The organism is Pontibacter harenae (assembly GCF_020907245.1).
GTDB classification, from domain to species: Bacteria; Bacteroidota; Bacteroidia; order Cytophagales; family Hymenobacteraceae; genus Pontibacter; species Pontibacter harenae.
On sequence record NZ_JAJJWH010000022.1, the window covers coordinates 18,100 to 38,508 of the forward strand.

General features: G+C 43.6%; 21 protein-coding genes. 11 read left to right on the forward strand and 10 right to left on the reverse strand.

Features of this window, described 5'->3' with window-relative positions:
* Nucleotides 1-130: 130 nt before the first annotated feature.
* The 3 genes from LN893_RS12415 to LN893_RS12425 all read left to right on the forward strand — a co-directional run bounded on the left by LN893_RS12415 (nt 131) and on the right by LN893_RS12425 (nt 1,863).
* Nucleotides 131-934 carry a hypothetical protein gene (locus LN893_RS12415; protein ID WP_229970508.1) on the forward strand — a complete coding sequence of 268 codons (804 nt, stop codon included), beginning with the start codon at nt 131-133 and terminating at the stop codon, nt 932-934.
* A 137-nt stretch (nt 935-1,071) separates the two neighbouring features.
* Entirely contained in the window at nt 1,072-1,296 is a 225-nt protein-coding gene (locus tag LN893_RS12420; RefSeq protein ID WP_229970510.1) for a CDGSH iron-sulfur domain-containing protein, read from the forward strand.
* A 120-nt stretch (nt 1,297-1,416) separates the two neighbouring features.
* Nucleotides 1,417-1,863: a putative signal transducing protein gene (locus LN893_RS12425; RefSeq protein ID WP_229970512.1), complete on the forward strand. Its 447-nt coding sequence runs from the start codon at nt 1,417-1,419 to the stop codon at nt 1,861-1,863.
* A gap of 137 nt (nt 1,864-2,000) precedes the next feature.
* Here the strand turns inward: LN893_RS12425 and LN893_RS12430 are convergent, their stop codons facing one another.
* The gene (locus tag LN893_RS12430) at nt 2,001-2,258 is read right to left on the reverse strand and encodes an acyl-CoA-binding protein (protein ID WP_229970514.1); all 258 of its coding nucleotides are present in this window, start codon (nt 2,256-2,258) and stop codon (nt 2,001-2,003) included.
* A 97-nt stretch (nt 2,259-2,355) separates the two neighbouring features.
* Nucleotides 2,356-3,360: a zinc-binding dehydrogenase gene (locus tag LN893_RS12435; protein WP_229970516.1), complete on the reverse strand. Its 1,005-nt coding sequence runs from the start codon at nt 3,358-3,360 to the stop codon at nt 2,356-2,358.
* Nucleotides 3,361-3,483: 123 nt separating this feature from the next.
* Here LN893_RS12435 and LN893_RS12440 point away from each other — a divergent pair, with 123 nt between their 5' ends.
* Nucleotides 3,484-3,984 (forward strand): GNAT family N-acetyltransferase, encoded by a 501-nt coding sequence (locus tag LN893_RS12440; RefSeq protein ID WP_229970518.1) that lies wholly within the window; start codon nt 3,484-3,486, stop codon nt 3,982-3,984.
* A gap of 74 nt (nt 3,985-4,058) precedes the next feature.
* On the opposite strand, the gene LN893_RS12445 is transcribed toward LN893_RS12440, so the two are convergent.
* Nucleotides 4,059-5,276, reverse strand: a complete 1,218-nt coding sequence (locus LN893_RS12445; RefSeq protein WP_229970520.1) for a S8 family serine peptidase — start codon at nt 5,274-5,276, stop codon at nt 4,059-4,061.
* A 416-nt stretch (nt 5,277-5,692) separates the two neighbouring features.
* Between LN893_RS12445 and LN893_RS12450 the strand changes: the two genes are divergently transcribed.
* On the forward strand, nt 5,693-6,445 hold the full coding sequence (locus LN893_RS12450; protein WP_229970522.1) for a peptidylprolyl isomerase: 753 nt from the start codon (nt 5,693-5,695) through the stop codon (nt 6,443-6,445).
* Between the two features lie 90 nt (nt 6,446-6,535).
* Here the strand turns inward: LN893_RS12450 and LN893_RS12455 are convergent, their stop codons facing one another.
* Both LN893_RS12455 and LN893_RS12460 read right to left on the reverse strand, forming a co-directional pair.
* Entirely contained in the window at nt 6,536-8,611 is a 2,076-nt protein-coding gene (locus LN893_RS12455) for a M13 family metallopeptidase (RefSeq protein WP_229970524.1), read from the reverse strand.
* 155 nt (nt 8,612-8,766) lie between these two features.
* Nucleotides 8,767-9,450, reverse strand: coding sequence for a TIGR04283 family arsenosugar biosynthesis glycosyltransferase (locus LN893_RS12460; RefSeq protein WP_229970526.1), 684 nt, complete (start codon nt 9,448-9,450; stop codon nt 8,767-8,769).
* 98 nt (nt 9,451-9,548) lie between these two features.
* Here LN893_RS12460 and LN893_RS12465 point away from each other — a divergent pair, with 98 nt between their 5' ends.
* Nucleotides 9,549-10,394 (forward strand): zinc-dependent peptidase, encoded by an 846-nt coding sequence (locus tag LN893_RS12465; RefSeq protein WP_229970528.1) that lies wholly within the window; start codon nt 9,549-9,551, stop codon nt 10,392-10,394.
* 73 nt (nt 10,395-10,467) lie between these two features.
* Here LN893_RS12465 and LN893_RS12470 read toward each other — a convergent pair whose 3' ends face one another.
* The gene (locus tag LN893_RS12470) at nt 10,468-12,936 is read right to left on the reverse strand and encodes a S9 family peptidase (protein WP_229970530.1); all 2,469 of its coding nucleotides are present in this window, start codon (nt 12,934-12,936) and stop codon (nt 10,468-10,470) included.
* A 205-nt stretch (nt 12,937-13,141) separates the two neighbouring features.
* On the opposite strand from LN893_RS12470, the gene LN893_RS12475 reads away from it, so the two are divergent.
* The 3 genes from LN893_RS12475 to LN893_RS12485 all read left to right on the forward strand — a co-directional run bounded on the left by LN893_RS12475 (nt 13,142) and on the right by LN893_RS12485 (nt 15,897).
* Complete coding sequence (locus tag LN893_RS12475) at nt 13,142-13,630, forward strand: hypothetical protein (protein WP_229970534.1); 489 nt, start codon at nt 13,142-13,144, stop codon at nt 13,628-13,630.
* A gap of 234 nt (nt 13,631-13,864) precedes the next feature.
* A complete protein-coding gene (locus LN893_RS12480) occupies nt 13,865-15,418 on the forward strand; it encodes a M28 family metallopeptidase (protein ID WP_229970536.1) in 1,554 nt (517 codons plus the stop codon).
* 197 nt (nt 15,419-15,615) lie between these two features.
* Nucleotides 15,616-15,897: a (2Fe-2S) ferredoxin domain-containing protein gene (locus LN893_RS12485; RefSeq protein ID WP_229970538.1), complete on the forward strand. Its 282-nt coding sequence runs from the start codon at nt 15,616-15,618 to the stop codon at nt 15,895-15,897.
* Nucleotides 15,898-15,964: 67 nt separating this feature from the next.
* On the opposite strand, the gene LN893_RS12490 is transcribed toward LN893_RS12485, so the two are convergent.
* Together LN893_RS12490 and LN893_RS12495 are read right to left on the reverse strand one after the other, a co-directional pair.
* Nucleotides 15,965-16,501 carry a ferritin gene (locus LN893_RS12490; protein WP_229970540.1) on the reverse strand — a complete coding sequence of 179 codons (537 nt, stop codon included), beginning with the start codon at nt 16,499-16,501 and terminating at the stop codon, nt 15,965-15,967.
* Between the two features lie 212 nt (nt 16,502-16,713).
* Nucleotides 16,714-17,064, reverse strand: a complete 351-nt coding sequence (locus LN893_RS12495; RefSeq protein ID WP_229970542.1) for a hypothetical protein — start codon at nt 17,062-17,064, stop codon at nt 16,714-16,716.
* Between the two features lie 110 nt (nt 17,065-17,174).
* On the opposite strand from LN893_RS12495, the gene LN893_RS12500 reads away from it, so the two are divergent.
* Entirely contained in the window at nt 17,175-17,552 is a 378-nt protein-coding gene (locus LN893_RS12500; RefSeq protein ID WP_229970544.1) for a cupin domain-containing protein, read from the forward strand.
* Nucleotides 17,553-17,674: 122 nt separating this feature from the next.
* On the opposite strand, the gene LN893_RS12505 is transcribed toward LN893_RS12500, so the two are convergent.
* Entirely contained in the window at nt 17,675-18,415 is a 741-nt protein-coding gene (locus LN893_RS12505) for a LytR/AlgR family response regulator transcription factor (RefSeq protein WP_229970546.1), read from the reverse strand.
* A 23-nt stretch (nt 18,416-18,438) separates the two neighbouring features.
* Complete coding sequence (locus tag LN893_RS12510; RefSeq protein WP_229970547.1) at nt 18,439-19,545, reverse strand: sensor histidine kinase; 1,107 nt, start codon at nt 19,543-19,545, stop codon at nt 18,439-18,441.
* A 278-nt stretch (nt 19,546-19,823) separates the two neighbouring features.
* Here LN893_RS12510 and LN893_RS12515 point away from each other — a divergent pair, with 278 nt between their 5' ends.
* The gene (locus LN893_RS12515; RefSeq protein ID WP_229970548.1) at nt 19,824-20,399 is read left to right on the forward strand and encodes a DUF1579 family protein; all 576 of its coding nucleotides are present in this window, start codon (nt 19,824-19,826) and stop codon (nt 20,397-20,399) included.
* Nucleotides 20,400-20,409 lie beyond the last annotated feature (10 nt).

Sequence of the window (20,409 nt, forward strand, 5' to 3'; positions counted from 1 at the left end):
AAATTAAATTTTATTTTTTAACAATAAGTGCAATTTAATTTAAAACATTAGCGTTATTTGCCCAACAAACAAACGCAGTGATTGCTGCTAGTTTTACTTTTTTATTTTTCAACATTTCAACTTTTAGCCCATGAAATTGAGAAACAAGTTTTTGCCTGCCATGCTGGTATTCGGCGTGGTGGCACTATCTTCTTGCGAAAAAACAGACCAGGAAATTGCTGATCCTACCTTTGAGCAAGGAATTCTTTCTCACGTGCTGGTAGATTCGGCAGAGGTAACATCTTTTAGCTTTGCCCAAAATGAGATAGGCCAGGTTAATCATTACAACAAAGCCACAGGTGAACTTGAACGCTTTGAGAAGTTTGAGCGAAATGAAGCAGGCCGTGTTTCTAAAATTATTACCTATGCAGGCAAAAGCAGCGAAGTGCTTTCTGAAGAAGAGCATACCTACAACACGCAGGGTAGATTAGAGCAAAGCTCCACTGTATACTTTAGTGCAGGCAAGCCTACTTACAGCACTTTGAACACTTATGAGTATACAGAAAACAATAAGTTAAAGAAGGTTGCTATGTATGAAGGCGCCAACGGTGAAGAAGCAAAGCTGCAATCTTATACAGAATACGCTGTTTTACCGAATGGCAACTATAGCCAATCAAAGCAATATGTGGCAGACAAGACAGAAAAAGCCAAGCTGTTTTCTACTACAAACTTCTCCTACGACACTAATTACAATCCTTTCTTCGAAATTGCAGAACCAGGTACAGCTGTCAGCCCAAATAACCTAATCAGTTCCACAACAGAAATACACAACAGCAATAAAACATACGCTTATACCTACAGCTATAAGTACGACGAAAGAGGTTTCCCGCTGAGCCAAACAGTATCTAATCCTAATGGCAAAACGGAAACTTATAACTACAAGTACAGCAATTAGGCTTTACACAACATCAAATTATCATCAAAAAGAGGCTTCCAAATCGGGAGCCTCTTTTACTTTAGGCCCAATTAAACAAAAACTGCGGCCTGTAGTATAGCCAAGAAGTATTACATTTGTTAAAAAACATATCTAAAATGGCTAAAACAAAATTAACTGTAAACCCAAATGGGTCACTCAAAATAGAGGGAGACTTCGAAATTGTAGATAAGAGCGGAAACGTGTACAACCTGCAAGGAAGAGAAGTTGTATCGCTGTGTCGCTGCGGACAATCTAAAAACAAGCCTTTCTGCGATGGCTCTCATAAAGGTTACTTCGAGCACGATGCACAGGCTTTTGACCTACCTCCCAAAAAACAGTAGAGTTCTTTTTTCCACTTAGAAAGTAGCAGCTAAATTCTGCAGCCAAACTTTGTTTTAAGTGGAAAACTGCACCTTTCTTTTGCAAAAACGTATCTGTCTCTGCACTCTCTTTTAACTGGAATGTCAGAGAAATTAGTTACAATCGCTACATACAATGATCCTACAGAGGCACACATCCTGAAAGGCCGTTTGGAGGCAGAAGGTATTGTGTGCTTTTTAGGAGACGAGCACATTGTGGGAGCACACCCTTTTTATGCTGTTGCTGTTGGAGGAGTAAAGCTAAAAGTTCTTGAGAACGATGCAGAAGAAGCACGCACTATTCTGGAGCAAATCCAAAGCGGCAACAACGAGTACCTGCTCGACAATAACATTGAACTGGCACCAGTTATGCAGGCACATCCTGCAGAAGAGGTTTGCCCTAATTGCGGATCTGAATATACTGTTGAGGAAAAGTATTCTAAAACAGCATTCTCCCTCAGCTATTTAATCTTAGGTTTCCCAATTCCTTTCTTAAACCGCAACTATAAATGCAGTAACTGTGGCTTCTTCTGGAAAGCGAAAAAATGAGCTTCTTAAAGACAAACTGGGGAATAGATTATCAAGAGGAGAAACTCAAAGCTTAAGGCATAAAAAAACGCTATGGCTAATACCACAGCGTCATCCAATATCATAAAACAAGTCGAATTGCTTGTTTGCAGCTACACCTAGCCTTTAGCCAGCTGATCTACCAACTGCACATACTCCGCTCGGGCTTCTTCAGGTGCTTTACCCTCTTGCGACTTCCAAGCATCCCATTTGGCAATATTCTTAAAGTCAAATCCACCTGGTCTGCCTGTATTCACATCGCCTTCTGTTGCCTGCTTGTATAAGCCGTAAAGCTGTAGAAGGATATCGTTAGACGGACGTTCCGTTAAAGTTTTAGAGCGCTCTACTGCGCTCTCGAATTCTGCTTGTGTAGCCATAGTTTTATAGTTTGTATATGAGTTACTGTATAAATTTATAGAAAATGGATATACGTGCATAACGGTCTTAGCACTTTGTTATGCACCAGCACCACCCTTATTGTTCTCCTACTTTAATAACAATTTTTCCGAACTGCTTGCCTGCCTCCATATAGCGCATGGCCTGCTCCGTCTCATCCAGCGGGAAAACAACATCTACAACGGGCTTAACTTGGTGTTTTTGTACAAAGGCCACCATTACTGCAAAATCTTCTGCCGTTCCCATTGTGCTACCATGTATAGAAAGCTGCTTCCAGAACAACTCTGCTGGATTTATCTTACCAATAGCGCCCGTAGTGCCGCCATACATACCTATGCGTGCACCTGGCTTAGACAGTTTTACTAGCTGTACAAAGCCTTCGCCTGCAGCAGAATCTATAATCACATCGAAGCCCCTCGCCTGCTCTTTAAGCTTTTTACCCCAATCTTCTGTTTTATAGTTTATTCCTCCTCTCGCACCAAGTGCCTTTGCCTTTTCTATCTTCTCCTCAGCCCCTGAGGTAACCCAAACCTCAGCCCCAGCTGCTACAGCAAACTGAATGGCAAAAAGAGCCACGCCTCCACCAGCTCCTGTTATTAAAACCCGCTCTCCCTGCTGCAGCTCACACTTCGTAAACAAAGTTCTATAAGCTGTTACGCCTGCTAACGGCAAAGCGGCTGCTTCGTCAAAGCTTAAGTGCACTGGCATTTTATGCAGATTATCAGCACTTATCTTCACGTATTCCTGAAAAGCACCATCCTGTGGCATCCCCAGCACTTTAAACTCTTTACTTTGCACCTTAGGGTTATCGCCCCAATCTGAAGACGGATCTAGAATTACCTGCTGCCCTAGCCAATTCTTATCAACCCCTGCCCCTACTTCTGACACCATACCTGCGGCATCCGATCCGAGTATAGCAGGGTAATCCTTGATAAAATAACGCCCCTGCTGTATCCACACATCCCGATGATTGAGCGCCGCTGCTTTTACCTGTACAATGGCCTCCCCAGGGCCTGCTGTTGGCTTTTCCTTATCAATCAGAACAAAAGGTTTATTTATATCCTCCAGATAAATTGCTTTCATAAAATATTTGCTTCAGTTGATAAATATGACATTAAAGTTAAGATTTCTAAAACTGTGGAAAAGGTGAACACCTTTCTTGCTTTTAAGCTTGTAGCCTTTAAATTGCGACCACACATCTAAACTATGCACACAGACTATACCATACGGGAAGCAACCGCATCCGATATTCCGACGGTTAAATTTTTGGCAGAAGCTATTTGGGAACCTACTTACCACACCACCTTAACCAAAGAACAAATAGATTATATGTTTGAGGTTATCTATACAGAAGATGCGCTAGCACAGCAGATGCAAGAAGGACAAACTTTTTTGTTGATAAGTGAAGGAGAACAGGCAATAGGCTTTGCTGCTTTTTCGGTTAAAGAAGCGGCATCAAAAATTTTTAAACTGAACAAAATATACCTGTTACCAGCGTTTCAGGGGAAGGGCTTAGGAAAAAGGCTACTTTCTGAGGTAGAAGCGAAAGTAAAAGAAAGAGGCGCTGCTATTCTAGACCTGAATGTAAACCGATACAACAAAGCAAAGCAGTTCTACGAGCGTTGTGGCTATCAGGTGCACCAAGAAGAAGACATACCCATAGGCCCTTATTGGATGAACGACTATATTATGCGAAAGAAGCTCTAGTTTGATTAAACAAAAAAGGGAGGCACTTGTACAAGTGCCTCCCTTTTTTGTTTAATCAAACAGATATATATTTATTACAAATGTGCGATTGGATCTGGGTTCCCGTCTGGATCTCCAGAAACAGTACCATCTGTAGAAATACTTAACAGCAACAGCCCTGCCACGTGTGGCGCCGCCATAGAGGTACCACTTATAGTATTATAAGCGCCATCTTTCCAGGTCGATTTTATACTTACACCAGGCGCGCAGTAATCTACTGGCGGGTTGCCGTAATTGGAGAATGACGCAAATCTATCATTCGCATCCATTGCTGAAACAGTATACACATTAGCATGGTTTACCCTGGCAGGAGAAGAGTAGTTGGCATCGGCTCCATCATTACCAGCAGCTAGGGCAAACTTGATTCCTTTGCCAGCCGCTGCAAGAACCGCATCATCCAAAGCTTGAGAAATTGGTCCGCCAAGGCTCATATTAGCTACATCGCCAGACTTGCCGTTAGCTGCAACATAGTCTACACCAGCAATAACTGTAGAATATGCACCGCTTCCACGAGAGTCAAGCACTTTAACAGCCACTACAGTTGCATCGTAAGCCACACCAAGTACGCCAGTAGAATTATTTCTTGCAGCAATTGTTCCAGCAACGTGTGTGCCGTGTCCGTTACCATCATCAGCATCTCTAGCATCTTTACCTGAAGAGATGAAAGTTCTGCTTCTACCACCATCCACAATCAAGTCTGGATGATTTAAATCAACTCCTGTGTCTATTACCCAGGCTGTTTTACCAACACCACTTGCATAACCAACTCGGGCTATACCGTAAGGCACCTCCTGTGCTGTAGAGCCGCCTCCGCCACTACCTGGCCTGGCTAAAACCATCATTCTATCTGGTTCTACATACGAAACACGAGGGTCAGCACGTACAAGTTCTGCCTCCGTTTCACTCATGGTTACAGCCATACCTGTAATTGCTTGGCCGTACGTTTGCTCAATGTTAGCAGATGCCACGCCATGTGCTTCCAGAACCGACTCGCTTAGCGCGCGGACCATATCAACACGCTCCTGATAAGTGATATTACTGTTTAACCTGAGGTTGTCATCTTTCTTGAACACAACGATGTACTTACCTGGGATAACAGCTCCGTTGATCTCTGTAATTTGCAACTCTTCTGTAGGTTCTAACGCCTCCACGCTTTCTTGATCACAGGCTGTAAAAGTACAAGCCGTAGCTGTTACTGTAGCTCCAAAAAGTACAGAGCGCAGTAAGTTCTTGATTCGTAATTGTTGTTTCATACTTGTTATAGATTTATAGGATTGAAAAAAGGTGTTTCTGTGTGAGTGGTTTAAACTATAATGTATTGATTATATTCAGGATACACAAAAAATATTGCCCTAATATTTACTCCACAACAACAGTTCTGTACAAGCTGCTGTTGCTGATAAAACCTTTGTCATAACACAACAGATGAAACAACTGAAGCCAGCTAAAACAGAAGATACTTACTTGGGAGAGACGAACGCTAAATAAAAAATAAGTAGAAAATAAGTTTGATGTTTCCTGTACGCGGATTCCTCATTTTTAGTAACATTAAAAATGTGCTCTATAAAATAAATACAAATTTTACGTTTATAAATTATACACAATTAAATAAGCATAGCAATTTTATAGCGCAATTGGTAGATTAGCAGTTTGATATAAACCTATAGCTATGACAAAACAAGTGTCGAGATTAAGTTTACTTTTCATTGTTGCGGTACTTTTCACCCTATCCTTTCAGGCCTGCCAACAAAAGGAGAACCAGGATGAGCAAACAGCAAAAGAAGCCACTGAGCCTAAGCTAGAACCTCTGACAAATGAAAATGTAACAGAAACCTTAACCTCTTATGGACAGGAAAATCCTGACTCCATAGTCATTATAAGTACCCGCCACGGAAATATAAAAGTGCGCTTGTTTAAGGACACACCGCTGCACCGCGCAAATTTTGTACGACTCACCAAAAGCGGCTTTTACAAGCAAGGAGAATTCTATCGTGTGTTAGAAGATTTTATGATACAGGGCGGCGACTCTGATAGTCGAACCATGGAGTTGGGTTCTTATAGAATTCCGCAGGAAATAAGACCACAGTACTTTCATAAGCGTGGTGCTGTAGGCATGGCCCGCTATGGCGACGAACGTAACCCAGAGAAGGAATCATCTGCCCATAATTTTTACATTGTACAGGGCAAAATTAGAACAGAAGAAGAACTACGGGCTTACGAGGCGCAGCATGGTATAACCTATACTCCTGAGCAACGGGAAATATATAAGACAATTGGAGGTGCTCCCAACCTGGATAGTGAGTTTACTGTTTTCGGGGAGGTAATAGAGGGAGAAGAAGTAATAGACAAAATAGCCAGCGAACCTGTTGATGGGCAAAAATGGCCAAAAAACATTGTCCCGCATCAGATAAGGGTAGAGTAACCAGAGATGGTTTGCAGGAGTTATTCAAAAACAAAAGCGAGGCGGCACTTATATAAGTTGCCGCCTCGCTTTTGTTTATAAAACTTCAAATTACCAGATCTTCACTCTTGCGCTTTCAGCTTTATACATTTGGTCGCCGCTGTCGCAACCAAAGGCTTTGTAAAACTGAGGCATGTTCGAGACAGGGCCATTGGTACGGAACCTGCCAGGAGAGTGCGGATCAGTAAGAATTTGCTGATTTTGAGCCTCATCACGCATGTTCACACGCCATATTTGAGCCCACGCCAAAAAGAAACGCTGCTCTGGCGTAAAGCCACCGATTTTGCCTGGATTGTTTTGGGCAAGTGCTTTCTGCAAAGCCGTGTAGGCAATATTCAAACCCCCAATGTCGGCAATGTTTTCACCTAATGTTAGGCGGCCATTCACGTGCAGGTTATCTAAAACCGTAAACTGATCATACTGCGAGGCAACCACATCCGCACGGGCGTTAAACTGCTTTAGATCTTCTTCGCTCCACCAGTTCTTCAGGTTTCCTTCAAAATCGTACTTAGCGCCCTGATCATCAAAACCATGCGTTAGCTCATGCCCGATTACGGCTCCCATACCACCGTAGTTCACAGCATCGTCTGCCTGAGGGTCAAAGAAAGGAGGTTGCATAATGCCCGCTGGGAACACAATCTCGTTCATGGTTGGGTTGTAGTAAGCATTAACAGTAGGCGGAGACATAAACCACTCTGTACGATCTACTGGCTGTCCTATTTTGCCAACGTTATCGCGGAAAGCAAACTGGCTGGCCCGCATTACATTGGCTGCATAAGATTCACGGTTAGTTTTTAAGCCTTTATAGTCTTTCCACTTATCTGGGTAACCGATCTTAACAGCAAAAGCATTCAACTTTTCGAGTGCTCTTTCTTTTGTAGCTTCGCTCATCCAATCCAAACCACTTACATGCTCCTGAAACGCCTCCTGCAGGTTTCTCACCATGTTCAGAGCACGTTGCTTTGCCTCAGGCGAGAAAGTTTTCTGCACATAAAGCTGCCCAAGCGCTTCGCCCAAAGCAGCATCTGTCGTACGAAGTACACGTTTCCAACGCGGCTGCATTTCTTTGGCACCGCTTAATACTTTACCGTAAAAGTTAAAGTTCTCCTGCACAAAATCCTGGCTTAGGTAAGGAGCCATTGTGCGCACCAGGTGCCACTGTGTATAAGTCTTCCAATCTTCCAGCGGCACATTTTTCAGCATTGTGTTCAGCTCCTTAAAGAAGTTTGGCTGCCCTATCACAATCTCCTGCGCTGCCTGAGCCCCCATATGGTCAATAAACTGGCTCACCTTTAAATTAGGATTCTGAGTGGCAAACTCTTGCAGCGTCATCTTATTATAGTTCGCATAAGGGTCGCGCAGTTCCACAACTGTTCTGGAAGCCCTGGCTAACCTGGTTTCCAGGTTCATAATGGTCTGCGCCTTTTGCTTCGCTGTAGCCTCATCAGCTCCCATCAATTGGAACATCTTCTGCACGTGCTTCAGGTATTCAGCGCGAATATTCTGCGAGCGTTCATCGTCTTTTAAGTAATAGTCTCTGTTGGGCAAACTGAGGCCGCCTTGGCTGGCCTGCAAAATGTATTCCGTGCTTACTTTGTCGTCTTGCCCTACATACATCCCGAAAAAGCCGCTAATTCCTTTAGCTTTCAGGTCCGCGATTCTGCTTACCAGTTGGTCTGTTGAGGTGATGGCAGCAATGGCATCCAGCTCTGGTTTTATCGGTGTAATGCCTGCTCTGTTAGCTGCCACGGAGTCCATGCCTGTAGCATAGAAATCGCCTATCATTTGTGTTGCAGTGCCGTTTGCAGCTGTTGTGTTAGAGGCAGCCTCTGTCAGCAGTTCGCGCAAAACGGCATTATTTCTTTCTGCCAGCTCATTAAATGAGCCCCATCTACTTTCAGATGCAGGTATGGGGTTATTCTTTAGCCACCCACCGTTGGCATACTGATAAAAGTCTACACAAGGGCTTACGGTTGTATCTAAGTTCGCCAATTCTATACCCTGGCCCACATTATTATCTACAGCAGTGGCGATAGCACCACCCTCGTTTGTTGAAGGAGAGCTACAGCTTCCGAGAAGTAAACTGACAAGGGCTGCTGAGCAAGAGAACAAGTGTGATTTAGTCATAGAATATGTCTTTTGTTGCACAAGTAAAATTATCTAATGTTCCGTAATAAAGCCTCATCTGTTTAAAAAGAGTTCGATTGGTGTTTCGAAAACATGCCTTATATTGGAGTATGTAACCCTACGATGCTAGCAACTAGGATGTTAATCTGCCGCTGTTATGGCAGTAGTTTCTTGTAAAGCTTAACCAACTGAGTTTGCGTCAAGCCTAAACGGTAAGCGGTATAAACCAGGTAATAAACAGACTGCAGCCGCAATACACCATAATGCTTATACTTTCGAGCAGAAGTAACAACAGCAGAAGGCAGCACAGTAAAAGAAGCGTATCGTTTCAGCCTTTTAACTATCTCCTGATCTTCCAGCAGCAAGAATTTTTCGTTATACCCGCCTGCCTTCCAAAATACTTCCCGCTCAACAAAAAGACTCTGATCTCCGAAACGCACCGCATCTACATCAAAACGGGTAAACCAGGCATTTGCTCTTAAAAACCAATGCACTAAATCAAACCTTAACCTGAAGCAGCCGCTTCCATACCCATGCTGCACCGCTCGCTGTATCTGCTCCTGAAAGTCTTTCGGTGGATACGTATCGGCATGTAGAAAGTATAAAATATTGCCACTAGCCGCAGCTGCACCAGTATTCATCTGTAAGGCCCTTCCTTTTGAAGCACAGGCTACTACGCTGACACCATTTGCCTCAGCTATACTTTGTGTTCCGTCTTTGCTGCCTCCATCGGCAATAAGCAATTCCGTATCAGGAGTAACATGCTGCCGCAGGTACTGCAACAACTGGCCTATAGTAGCAGCTTCGTTATAAGTGGGTATGATAATGCTTAATTGCAAATTGAAGTTGTAGATATATATAAACTGGAGTTATAAATTCTTGTCAGGCCATGAAGTAAAAAATGATATCTTTATTTATTACCTAATGCGCTAAACCAATGCCCGTTTTACTTATATTTTTTCTTTTTGTTTTACCTGATCTTAAGCGGCTCCAACTGATCCTGCTGGCAGTTCCTGGTTTCCTGAATGCCACAGTGGCTGTTTTGGTTACCTTTTCTCTAATAGAACTTACAAGATTCCTTATAAAGCAGCAACGCGGTAGCAAGCTTGTAAAAGCATTGCATCAGCTAGAGTTTCCGTATTATCATGCACTGACTGCAAACTATAAAAAAGAGTTTGAGCGTAGAGTTATCAGCTTTGTACATCAGAAAGAATTTGTGCCGCGTGGCAAAGCATTTGAAGTAACCGAGGCTATGAAAGTAAGCATAGCTGCCTGCGCCACACAACTTACTTTTGGGTTGGAACCTGTTTATTTCTCTCATTTCAGAAGGATATTAGTTTACCCCGACCGCTATTACTCCACTATTTTTAAACGCTACCACTGTGGCGAGGTAAGCATGCGCGGGCTAATCGTGCTGTCGTGGAATGACTTTATGTTTGGCTATAACCATGCGTCAGATGGTGTTAACCTGGGCTTACATGAGATGGCGCACGCCCTGCACCTGGAGAACAAAATACCCAACGATGAATACAACTTTTTAGACCATCAGCAACTGCAGAAGTGGCAGGCTGTAGCAGAGGCAGAAAAGGCCGCCTTACCAGAAAGAGAAGTACGGTTCCTGCGGCTGTATGCCACCACCGACACACATGAGTTTTTTGCCGTGTGTGTAGAATCGTTTTTTGAAAGACCCAACCAGTTTTTGGTAGAGTATCCTGCACTCTATAAAGCATTGGTAAAGCTACTGAACCAGGATCCTGCGCGCGGCATTGTTCGATTAGTGTAAAAATCCTCATTCAAAAAAAGGCAGCCCCTCCAACGTGAGGAGAGGCTGCCTTTTCTTGTAACGTCAGCTAAGACTATTGCACAGCCCGCTTCTTCACATAAGTATCTAGCCAGGTATCCATCTCCCAAAGCATGTGCATAATAGATTCCTTTGCACGGTAGCCGTGGCTCTCTGCTGGCAGGAACACCAAACGAGTAGTAGCACCATGGCCTTTTAGCGCATTATAAAAACGCTCGCTCTGGATAGGGAAAGTGCCAGAGTTGTTATCGGCCTCGCCATGTATAAGCAGAATTGGCATTTTAATTTTGTGTGCATAAGAGAACGGCGACATCTCGAAATATACTTCTGGCGCCTCCCAGTAAGAACGCTCCTCCTGCTGAAAACCGAACGGTGTTAAGGTTCTGTTGTAGGCACCGCTACGGGCAATACCAGCTGCAAATAGATCAGAATGTGCCAGTAAGTTTGCCGTCATAAAGGCACCGTAAGAGTGGCCGCCTACAGCTACTCGCTTCGGATCAACCACTCCCATACCTGCTACTTTATCGATGGCAGCTTTGGCACTTGCTACCAATTGCTCTACAAAGGTGTCGTTCGGTTGTGCGTCGCCCTCTCCTACTATGGGCATGTCTGTTCTGTCGAGTACGGCATAGCCCTGCGTTACCCAAAATAGCGGAGAGCCAGAGCTAATACGTGTAAACTCATAAGGAGAGCTTTTCACCTGGCCTGCGGCATCAGCATTCTTAAACTCCCGTGGATATGCCCACATCAGCATTGGCAGCGGCGCATCACCTTTTTTGTAATCTTTCGGCAGGTATAGCATAGCTGTCAGTTTTACACCATCGTTGCGCTCGTACTGTAGCAACTCTTTCTGCACACCCTCCAGTTGTGGAGCAGGGTGCGGGAATTTCGTGATTTGCGTCAGTTGCTTTTTGTTCAGGTTGCGCACAAAATAGTTCGGCGGGTCGTTTTCAGATTCTCTTCTGGTAATAATCTTCTTTGAGTTCAGATCGATAATATCTACAGGACGTTCGTAGTAAGGAGCTTCTGAACGGAACAAGATCTTGGCTTTCTTGCTTTTCAGGTTAAACTCGCTCAGAAAAGGCCTGTTACCTTCAGGCGACCCACCTTCACTGATCATGTAAATGTTTTCGCCTTTCTTGTCTGTTAACAATACATTGCGGCCAAATTGGTTCTTGGTGTAAACAGGAGATCCTGGATCGGTATAGTTATCTTCGTAAGAACGCTCTATCAGCACCACAGGCGCCTTAGCTGGCTTGGCAGTGTCTATCACAGACACACGCTCGGTACGGTTTTTCCACCAGCGCTCGTTTAGAAGTGCCATATTGTTGCCCCACTGCACGCCTCTATAGCGGTATTTGGTGCCCGCAAGCTTTGATGGCTTAGCAGCGAAAGGTGCATCCAAAGTATACACAATATCACGCTCAGCTACGGCTTTGCTCGGGTCGCCGCCATCCTGCGCCTCTACCCAATAGAGCGTTGCAGGTTTGTCTGGGCGCCAGTTGTAGCTACGAGGGCCTTTTGCTGTGGCATCAAACGCAATCGGAATATCTTCAGCCAATGGCAGTTGCGCCAGTTGCTTTACCACTTTGCCATCGCGGCTCCACACTGCCACCGTGTACGGAAAGTAGTAAGAAGGCACCAGGTAGGAATAAGGCTTCTGTATTGTCTGTACCAGCAGGTATTGCCCGTCAGGCGAAACATCTACCCCTTTAATAATACCAGCCTCTCCTATCTTCTGCTGCGATCCGTCTAAGCTTACAAGCTTCAGCTGTGCTTGCATGTAGTAATCAAACAGATCCTCATCGTAGCGGTTCTTGAGCAAGTCCTGGTACGTTCTCGATGGATTAGCCTTGCCAATGTTCTGCTGAATATTCGGCCCAGCAGGCACTGTGTTGGCTTTTGGCATGGCGCCACGAGCTTCATCTACAAACTTAACAACCAACGTTTTGCTATCTGACATCCAGTCAAAGGGTCTGCCAGAGTACGCATCATTTACTACAGCCTCTGTTAGTTTTTTCGCTTGCCTATCTGCCAGGTTAGCTGTCCAAAGCTCAATGCCATTGGCCTTGGTGTTTGTAAAGGCTATATGTTTTTCATCAGGAGACCAGGTAACATAAGAGATCTGAGCATTTTGAGGCAGACCCTTTAACTCAAATTCCTCGCCGCTGCTTACCTGCTTCAGTTTTATGTTGTACAGATAACTGCCACGGCTCTGCCCGTTAGTAGCGGGGTTTATGCGCAAGCCTGCAATACGGCTTTCTGGCTGCGACACTTCCTCTATACTTGGGTAGCCAGGGCTCTCAAACAACAGCATCCAATCGCCTTTCGAATTTATGCTAACTGAAGGTGTGGAAGGAGCCTCAATAATATCGGCAATGGCTTGTGGCGGGCGCTGATACCCCACATTCTGGTCCTGCTTAGCCTGCGCAAAAGCACCAGGTGCAGGAGTTCCGCCCAACAGGAGCAGTCCTAGCAGCACAGAGCTTAAACGAAAGCTTTTTTTTGTCTTACTTTGATTCATGTTTAGATTAGTTTAGTACACCTTCTAAAGATAATAATTTATGTTAAAGAAGATTTATAGCATTTAAAATATGTTAATTATTTGTAAATAAATTTATAAATTCTTTAATTGAACATTGTTCCTTTCTACTACAAGGTGTCTTCCTATTAAAAAGCATTACCACTACTCTATATAGTAGTTCCTTACCAAAATGAAAACAAAAACCATGTTTAAACACCTACTGCTACAACTCCTCTTTTTAGGTACTGTTCAGCTAGCACAGGCACAAACCGTTACCCTCTCGAAACTCGAGGTTCGCTCAAAAGAGGTTTATATGATTGGCTCAGAAAATTCATTAAACGTGGACACGCTTATACTTCATGACAATGCAACCATACAGTTTGACCCAGAAAAGCATGGAACCATGGAAGCCAAAGCTGTATATGTTGGGGAAAATTGTAAGATAACCTCGAAAGGTGGAAAGGGTTTAAACGTGAAAGGTATCAATCTAACGGATGGTTATACTGACTATGTATTAAGCAGATTAGGTGACGGATCTCTTACAGGGGCTAATGCTGTAGGAATATTGAAGCCAGGGGGCAAAGGCCAACCTGGCATGAGTGGCTCTGACGCTAGTATAGGAGGCAGCGGGGGAAACGGAGGCAACGTAACCTTATGCTATAAAACAAACGGCTTTCTTCCTATCATTCAATAACACTAACCATGAAAAGAATAGCATCACCACTTTACATACTCCTGGTGAAGATGGCCCTAATGGAAAGCCAGGAGAAGGAGACCTTCGCGAAATAGATGGCACTGTACGCCCCAAAGTAACTGAAATTGTAACTCCTGGCAGAGTCAGGCTCATGAACAATCTATCTTACAACTAGCTGTTGTAATCATAACATTATCCTAATTTAACCAACACTAATCATCACTTAAGCTAAACATGACTAAAAAACCATTCCTCCTGCTCTTACTGCTGCTGCAATTTGCCTTTGTAGTCCAGGCGCAACAAGAACCTGTTGACCTGGAAGTAGTAAACCGAATCAAAAAAGAAGGATTAGAAAACTCTAAAGTAATGGAGACCGCCTTCTACCTCACTGACGTAAACGGGCCACGCCTTTCTGGATCTTCAGGGCTGAAACGTGCCAACGAATGGACAAAAAACCAGCTAGCCAGTTGGGGACTAAAAAACGCTCATCTGGAAGAGTGGGGTGAGTTTGGCAGAGGCTGGGACATTGAGAAAAGCTATCTTGCCATGACAGCTCCTTACTACCAGCAACTCATTGCCACGCCTAAAGCCTGGACCCCAAGCACCAACGGCCTTGTAAAAGCACCTGCCGTTTTGGTAACTGTTGAAAAGGAAGAAGATATACAGCAATATAAAGGCCAGCTAAAAGGCAAAATTGTGTTGCTCTCTGAGCCACGTGAAGCTAAAACCACTTTCGAAGCTGATGCCCGCCGCTTTACAGAAGAGGAATTGGAGCGTATGACAGGCGCTGCCGAGCCAAGGCAACGCTCTGCAGACTATGAGCAAAGAATGCAGCAATACCGCGCCATGATGCAACTACGCAACAAAGTAGCAGACATGATGAAAGAGGAAGGTGCAGCAGCTATACTTAGCACTCGTGGCGGCACCCATGGCACTCACTTCACCACAAATGGTGCACCTTATGCTGTAGATGCAGCTCCTGCCCTACCTGAGTTTGAAATGGGACTGGAAGATTACGGCCGTTTGGCCCGCTTGCTAAAGGCTAACCAGAAGGTGGAACTGGAGCTTGAGAGTAAAACCAAATTTCAGGATGAAGACCTGAAAGGCTACAACGTTGTTGCTGAAATACCTGGCACGGACAGAAAGCTAAAAAGTGAAATTGTGATGCTCGGCGGCCACCTAGACTCCTGGCATGCTTCTACGGGCGCTACAGATAATGCAGCTGGTGTATCGGTTATGATGGAGGCTGTACGTATTCTGCAAGCGCTGGGCATTAAACCAAAACGTACCATTCGCATTGCCCTCTGGACGTCAGAAGAACAAGGCTTATACGGCTCTAGAGGTTATGTAAAGCAGCATTTTGGCGATCCTGCCACCATGAAGCTTACCAAAGAGCATGAGAAACTATCGGCATACTATAACTTAGACAACGGAACAGGAAAAATAAGAGGTGTATATGCTCAAGGCAACGAAGCCGTGATGCCTGTTTTTGCTGCATGGCTTGCTCCTTTCCACGACATGGATGCCAAAACCGTTACCAGCAGAAACACAGGCGGCACGGACCACCTTTCTTATGACGCGGTTGGTTTACCAGGCTTCCAGTTTATCCAGGACCCAATAGATTATAACACACGTACGCACCACACCAACATGGACAGCTACGACAGGCTACAAGCTGATGATCTAAAACAAGCATCTGTTATCGTGGCTTCGTTTATATACCACACAGCTATGCGCGACAAGAAGATGCCACGCAAAGAGTTACCTAAACCAAGAACAGCTTCTTAAAAAGACAGCGTAAGTTGTATATTGAAAGGCAGCTTCTCTTTATCCTTTGCATAAAGAGAAGCTGCCTTTTTTTGCTGGATGCCAGCAGTTGATGGGTTTTGTTCTTTAGCTTCGTTTATAGATTTTAATTTTCTAATTCATAAAGTCGCCTACTACTTTTAGCTAACTTTAGAAGCTACAAAACAGTAAACTTATACATGGCTAAAAATTTTAATATCCCTGAAAAGGTTATATATGTGTGCACCGGCAGCAAGTGCAAGAAAAAAGGAGGCAAGGACATCGGGAAGCTCTTCAGGACAATGATAAAGGATATGGGGCTGAAGAACGAGGTGGAGGTGATAAAAACAGACTGCACCGACCGTTGCGATTTTGCCCCAGTAATGAGCTTTCAGCCCGACAACGCCTGGCTTAAACAGGCAACAGAAGCAGAAGCTAAACAAGCTTTTGAAGAACACATCTTAAAGAAGAGAACACCATAAAAAAGAGCCTGCAGCATGCTGCAGGCTCTTTTTTATGGTGTTCTCTTCTTGGTTGGTTTACCTATACTTAATCTTCGTAAGTATCTTCATAAGAAATTTTAGGTATACGCTTATCTATCTCGTACAAACCAGTTCCTTCCTCACCAATCACCTCAAACAGTTCCACAGCACGTCTTGCTACATATTCTTCTTCAATCTGCTCTTTCAGGAACCACTGTAAAAAAGTAAAGGTAACGTAGTCTTTTGCCTTCATGCATTTATCGGCAATACGATTAAAAGACTGCGTAACAGCAATCTCCTGCTGCAATGCCTGCTCGAACACGCTTTTAAAAGTTTCATATTCTATCTGAGAAGCACTTATACTCGGAGAAATAGCTCGACCTCCCATATCCGATACAAATTTGAACAAGCGCAGCATGTGCTCCCGCTCCTCATCAGACTGCTTTTTAAAGTACCCAGCACTGTAATCATAACCGTTGCGGTCGCACCAGCTTGACATAGACAGATACATGGCAGAAGCCTCTGCCTCCATCTTAATCTGCTCGTTCAGTACTCTTTCTATTTCTTCTGTAAGGGATGTCTTAAGTCTTAGTAAATCTTTCATGGTTTTGTCTTTCGTTTGATAGCCTTTTCAGCTAAAGTTAAGCCGTATTGAATATTTACAGCTTATCCTTTATTCTTACTTACTAAGTTATCCAATTGTTTATGAAACCCACTATCAATGAAAAATTTGGAAGCAGTCTAAATAAAAGGGCATAAAAAAGCCTGCTGTTTCTCAGCAGGCAACATTCTTATAAGAACGCCTATAACAGCAGACTAGGCTACTGTTGGGGTTAAGCATTCGTGCAGCATGCTGTTTAAGGTAAGCATAGCCATCGCTCCGCTCAGTAGTTCTGATAAAGAAAGCACTTCTGGCAGCGTCAGCACATAAATACAATCGCAACCCACAGGGTATATGATTTCCACATCAGAAGATCTGTCCGTGCTGTTTGCCATCTCAACAAGATCAATCTTCTCTATAATTTGCTTTAACCTAATAAAAGCATCAACTTTTAAAACTGTTAAAGAACCAGCAAACTCTAATAAAAATCGGTTTTGGCGGTCGCACTGGTAAATGGCACCTGCACCTGTTTTATAAATTTCTTTTAGATTGGAGTTCGATTGCATCTTCTATTCTATCTTAGCACATACTTTTGCTTTCTGATGTTACAAAGATAAGCACTGTTTAGAATCAGTCCAAATAAAATTAACTGATAAAAATAAATTACTCAAAGATTATGGCAAACCAGCAAATAGATAAGGTAAAGCTCTCAGATAAGTTCAGCCTGTTTAACGACCATTGGAACCCACGTGTGATAGGAGAACTGAATGGGCAGCAGGTAAAAATCGCAAAGTTTATGGGACCATTCGACTGGCACCACCACGAACATGAAGATGAGTTTTTCATGGTGATAAAAGGCAGCTTTGAAATGCGCCTGCGCGACAAAACAATTGTGTTAGAGTCTGGTGAATTTTTAATTGTTCCACGTGGGGTTGAGCACTGCCCTGTAGCTAACGAAGAAGCAGAAGTGCTGATGTTTGAACCTGCCTCTACTGTAAACACAGGTAACCTGGAAAACAGCGAGCGCACCCGCTCAAACCTCGAAAAACTGTAGTGCCCTGCTCCTTTGGAGCAATGATGGATTATGAAGTAGAAATTAAGAGATGGAACACACTTATGTTTCTTACTTCAAATCATTCATGATTTCTAACTCATAATTCATCATTTAAAAAAGTACTACGCCTCCAGAAGGTTATTCTGGTTGAGCACTTGCAGTACTTCATTTTTATAGAAACGTCCGATCGGGATTTCTATTTTGCCTAGTTCTACGGCCGTCGCAGAAAATGCCTGAACCTTATCAAGGGCAACTATAAAAGAACGGTGGATTCGCAAAAATTTGTCGTGCGGTAGTTTTTCCTCCAGAAAGCTAATTTTCTGATAAGAAATAACTTCTTTGCTTTCAGTTTTTACACGGATATAGTCTTTCAGGCTTTCAATGTATAATATCTCAGCCAGCTTCACCTTCACCATCTTTTTCTCCGCTTTTAAGTAAATAAAGGCTTCGTTGAAGTTTGCATCAGCTACTGGTGCAGCCACCACTGGCAAGGTAGCTGCGGCTTGCGGCTCAACAGCAGAGACTTTGGCAACAGCTTTCATAAAACGTTCAAACGCAATGGGCTTAAGCAAGTAGTCTATTGCATTTACTTCAAACCCCTCCAGCGCATAATCGCGATAAGCAGTGGTAAGCACGGTCTTTGGCGGATTGGGCAATGACTTCAAAAATTCTATACCTGTTAGCTTGGGCATCTGAATATCTAAAAAGAGCAGGTCTATTTTCTGGTTCTGCAAGTAATTATATGCCTCTATAGCGCTGTTGCAACGGCCAACCAGTTCCAGGTTATCTAAACGACCTATAAAAGTCTCCAGCACATCCAGCGCCAGCGGCTCATCATCAATTATCAAACACTTCAGTTTCATTATGTAGGCTGTTCTTTTATAACTTACTCTTCTAAATTCAGCTCCAGACGTATAGTATAGCTTTCGGGCTCGTCTTCTATCTTTAGCAAATGCTTTTCTTCATAAAGTAAATCTAGGCGACGACTTACGTTTTTTAGTCCGATACCTGCTGCCATTTCGCGGGTGCTATGCACTCTAGAGCCTACACCTTTGCTGTTCTCCACAAGTAACACCAACTTATGCTCCCCTACCTTTACATCAATCCTGATCCAGGCATCATCGTTTTCTGAGCTTACCCCATGCTTAAAAGCATTCTCCACAAAAGGCAACAGCATTAAGGGAGCAATGCTGAGTCCACTCACACTCCCCGCTTCATTATAACTGATAGCTACCCTGTTTCCGTATCGCATGCGCTCCAAATCGATGTAATTTTTAATGTAGCTGAGTTCTTTTGTTAAAGGCACTTTTGCTGCAGCAGCGTCATAAAGCATATAATCCATCAGGTCGGAAAGCTTAAGCACCACCTCTGGCGCCGTATCGGCTTTCTTAAGTGTAAGCGCATACAGGCTATTAAGCGTGTTGAAAAGAAAATGCGGGTGAATCTGCCCTTTCAGGAATTGTAGCTCTGCCTCTAGCTTATCTTTTGCAAGGGTTTGTGATGCCTGCTGATGGCGGTACCAATTCTTGAGCAGGTATATAACGGCCGTTACCGCCACCACATAGTTTATGCTAACTACATTTTTAATGAAGCGATACAGCGACAGGTTATCGGTAGTATAGGTTGTGGGGCAAAAGAAAGGATCGACCAGGAGTGGCAGCAGCACATACTGCATCAAAGCCACAATGGCGGCCATCAATAGAAATAGGTAAACAAAGTACTCGAGGTAGCGCTTCAGCAGCAAGTAGCGTGGCATCAAGTAATACACATTAAAGTATACCAGCGCCATTTTAAACGGTAGCTCCACCAGCTCTACCATGTAGGCGTTATAGTAGTCGTCTATATAGCTGCCATAGAGCAACCCAAAGAAAACAACATAAATTGCCCAGAACGAAAAATGCTGCAGCATTCTGTTCTGGGAGAGCCCCCTTACCTGCGGCAGCGCCAGTTCCTTCGCCTCCAGCACACGCCCTGCACTTAGTTTTATTTCCATTCTTACAAAAGTACTTCTTCTATCCTTTTAAAACTTCATGAAAAATTAATTTAACACCAAGCAACCTTTAGCCTACTCCCTCTATCTTAGATATATAAGAAACACAGAAAACTAATTAGTCTAGTAAAATCAAGGATAAGAATAGATCTATTGGCAGTTAGTCTAAAACAATTTATAGATACAAAATAAACAGTTAAACTTGTATCGTTATCAAAGCAAACAAACTGATTACCAGATAACAACGCAACCCATTTTATCTACTTTTAAAAAATAAAACCATGAAAAAAGGATTAATTTTCTTATTGGCAGCAGTGCTGTTGATAGGAGCAAGCCCTGTTACACAGGCAAACCCAACTACCGCTCCTCTTTCCGCTGACCAAGCGAGCGAAGTCCTACAGAAGATTGCAGGCGATTGGGTAATTAACTTATCGGTGTGGGATCAGAAAAACGAGAAGCCCTCTGCATTTAAAGGTATATCTAAAATATTTCCTTTCAACTCTGATAACATAATGCGGGAGCAGTTTGAGATACCACAACCTGATGGCACTACACTTACAGGAGATGGCTATATTCGTTACTCTCACTCACGTAAATGCTTTGAGTTTGCCCAGGTAACACCAGCAGGCAACAGAGAAGTACTGATGATCGGTAAATATTCTCCTCAGCACAACACTATTTTGTTTCTACCTGCAACTAAATCCGAAAACAGACACAGTAAGCCTTCCGTTCAGTGGCGCTACGTCTTCTTCGAGGATGGCAGCTTTACAAAAGTGGTACATGAGCTGAATGCTCAAGGCAATTACGCAATTTCGTCTTATTACCACTATAACCAGGCTTCTACAGCAGAGATGTAAGCTTTTATAA

What these genes read in the sequence shown, in the direction of transcription:
- LN893_RS12415 (WP_229970508.1), top strand. Translation starts at nt 131, where the DNA reads ATGAAATTGAGAAACAAGTTTTTGCCTGCCATGCTGGTATTCGGCGTG.
- LN893_RS12420 (WP_229970510.1), top strand. Translation starts at nt 1,072, where the DNA reads ATGGCTAAAACAAAATTAACTGTAAACCCAAATGGGTCACTCAAAATA.
- LN893_RS12425 (WP_229970512.1), top strand. Translation starts at nt 1,417, where the DNA reads ATGTCAGAGAAATTAGTTACAATCGCTACATACAATGATCCTACAGAG.
- LN893_RS12430 (WP_229970514.1), bottom strand. Translation starts at nt 2,258, where the DNA reads ATGGCTACACAAGCAGAATTCGAGAGCGCAGTAGAGCGCTCTAAAACT.
- LN893_RS12435 (WP_229970516.1), bottom strand. Translation starts at nt 3,360, where the DNA reads ATGAAAGCAATTTATCTGGAGGATATAAATAAACCTTTTGTTCTGATT.
- LN893_RS12440 (WP_229970518.1), top strand. Translation starts at nt 3,484, where the DNA reads ATGCACACAGACTATACCATACGGGAAGCAACCGCATCCGATATTCCG.
- LN893_RS12445 (WP_229970520.1), bottom strand. Translation starts at nt 5,276, where the DNA reads ATGAAACAACAATTACGAATCAAGAACTTACTGCGCTCTGTACTTTTT.
- LN893_RS12450 (WP_229970522.1), top strand. Translation starts at nt 5,693, where the DNA reads ATGACAAAACAAGTGTCGAGATTAAGTTTACTTTTCATTGTTGCGGTA.
- LN893_RS12455 (WP_229970524.1), bottom strand. Translation starts at nt 8,611, where the DNA reads ATGACTAAATCACACTTGTTCTCTTGCTCAGCAGCCCTTGTCAGTTTA.
- LN893_RS12465 (WP_229970528.1), top strand. Translation starts at nt 9,549, where the DNA reads ATGCCCGTTTTACTTATATTTTTTCTTTTTGTTTTACCTGATCTTAAG.
- LN893_RS12470 (WP_229970530.1), bottom strand. Translation starts at nt 12,936, where the DNA reads ATGAATCAAAGTAAGACAAAAAAAAGCTTTCGTTTAAGCTCTGTGCTG.
- LN893_RS12475 (WP_229970534.1), top strand. Translation starts at nt 13,142, where the DNA reads ATGTTTAAACACCTACTGCTACAACTCCTCTTTTTAGGTACTGTTCAG.
- LN893_RS12480 (WP_229970536.1), top strand. Translation starts at nt 13,865, where the DNA reads ATGACTAAAAAACCATTCCTCCTGCTCTTACTGCTGCTGCAATTTGCC.
- LN893_RS12485 (WP_229970538.1), top strand. Translation starts at nt 15,616, where the DNA reads ATGGCTAAAAATTTTAATATCCCTGAAAAGGTTATATATGTGTGCACC.
- LN893_RS12490 (WP_229970540.1), bottom strand. Translation starts at nt 16,501, where the DNA reads ATGAAAGATTTACTAAGACTTAAGACATCCCTTACAGAAGAAATAGAA.
- LN893_RS12495 (WP_229970542.1), bottom strand. Translation starts at nt 17,064, where the DNA reads ATGCAATCGAACTCCAATCTAAAAGAAATTTATAAAACAGGTGCAGGT.
- LN893_RS12500 (WP_229970544.1), top strand. Translation starts at nt 17,175, where the DNA reads ATGGCAAACCAGCAAATAGATAAGGTAAAGCTCTCAGATAAGTTCAGC.
- LN893_RS12505 (WP_229970546.1), bottom strand. Translation starts at nt 18,415, where the DNA reads ATGAAACTGAAGTGTTTGATAATTGATGATGAGCCGCTGGCGCTGGAT.
- LN893_RS12510 (WP_229970547.1), bottom strand. Translation starts at nt 19,545, where the DNA reads ATGGAAATAAAACTAAGTGCAGGGCGTGTGCTGGAGGCGAAGGAACTG.
- LN893_RS12515 (WP_229970548.1), top strand. Translation starts at nt 19,824, where the DNA reads ATGAAAAAAGGATTAATTTTCTTATTGGCAGCAGTGCTGTTGATAGGA.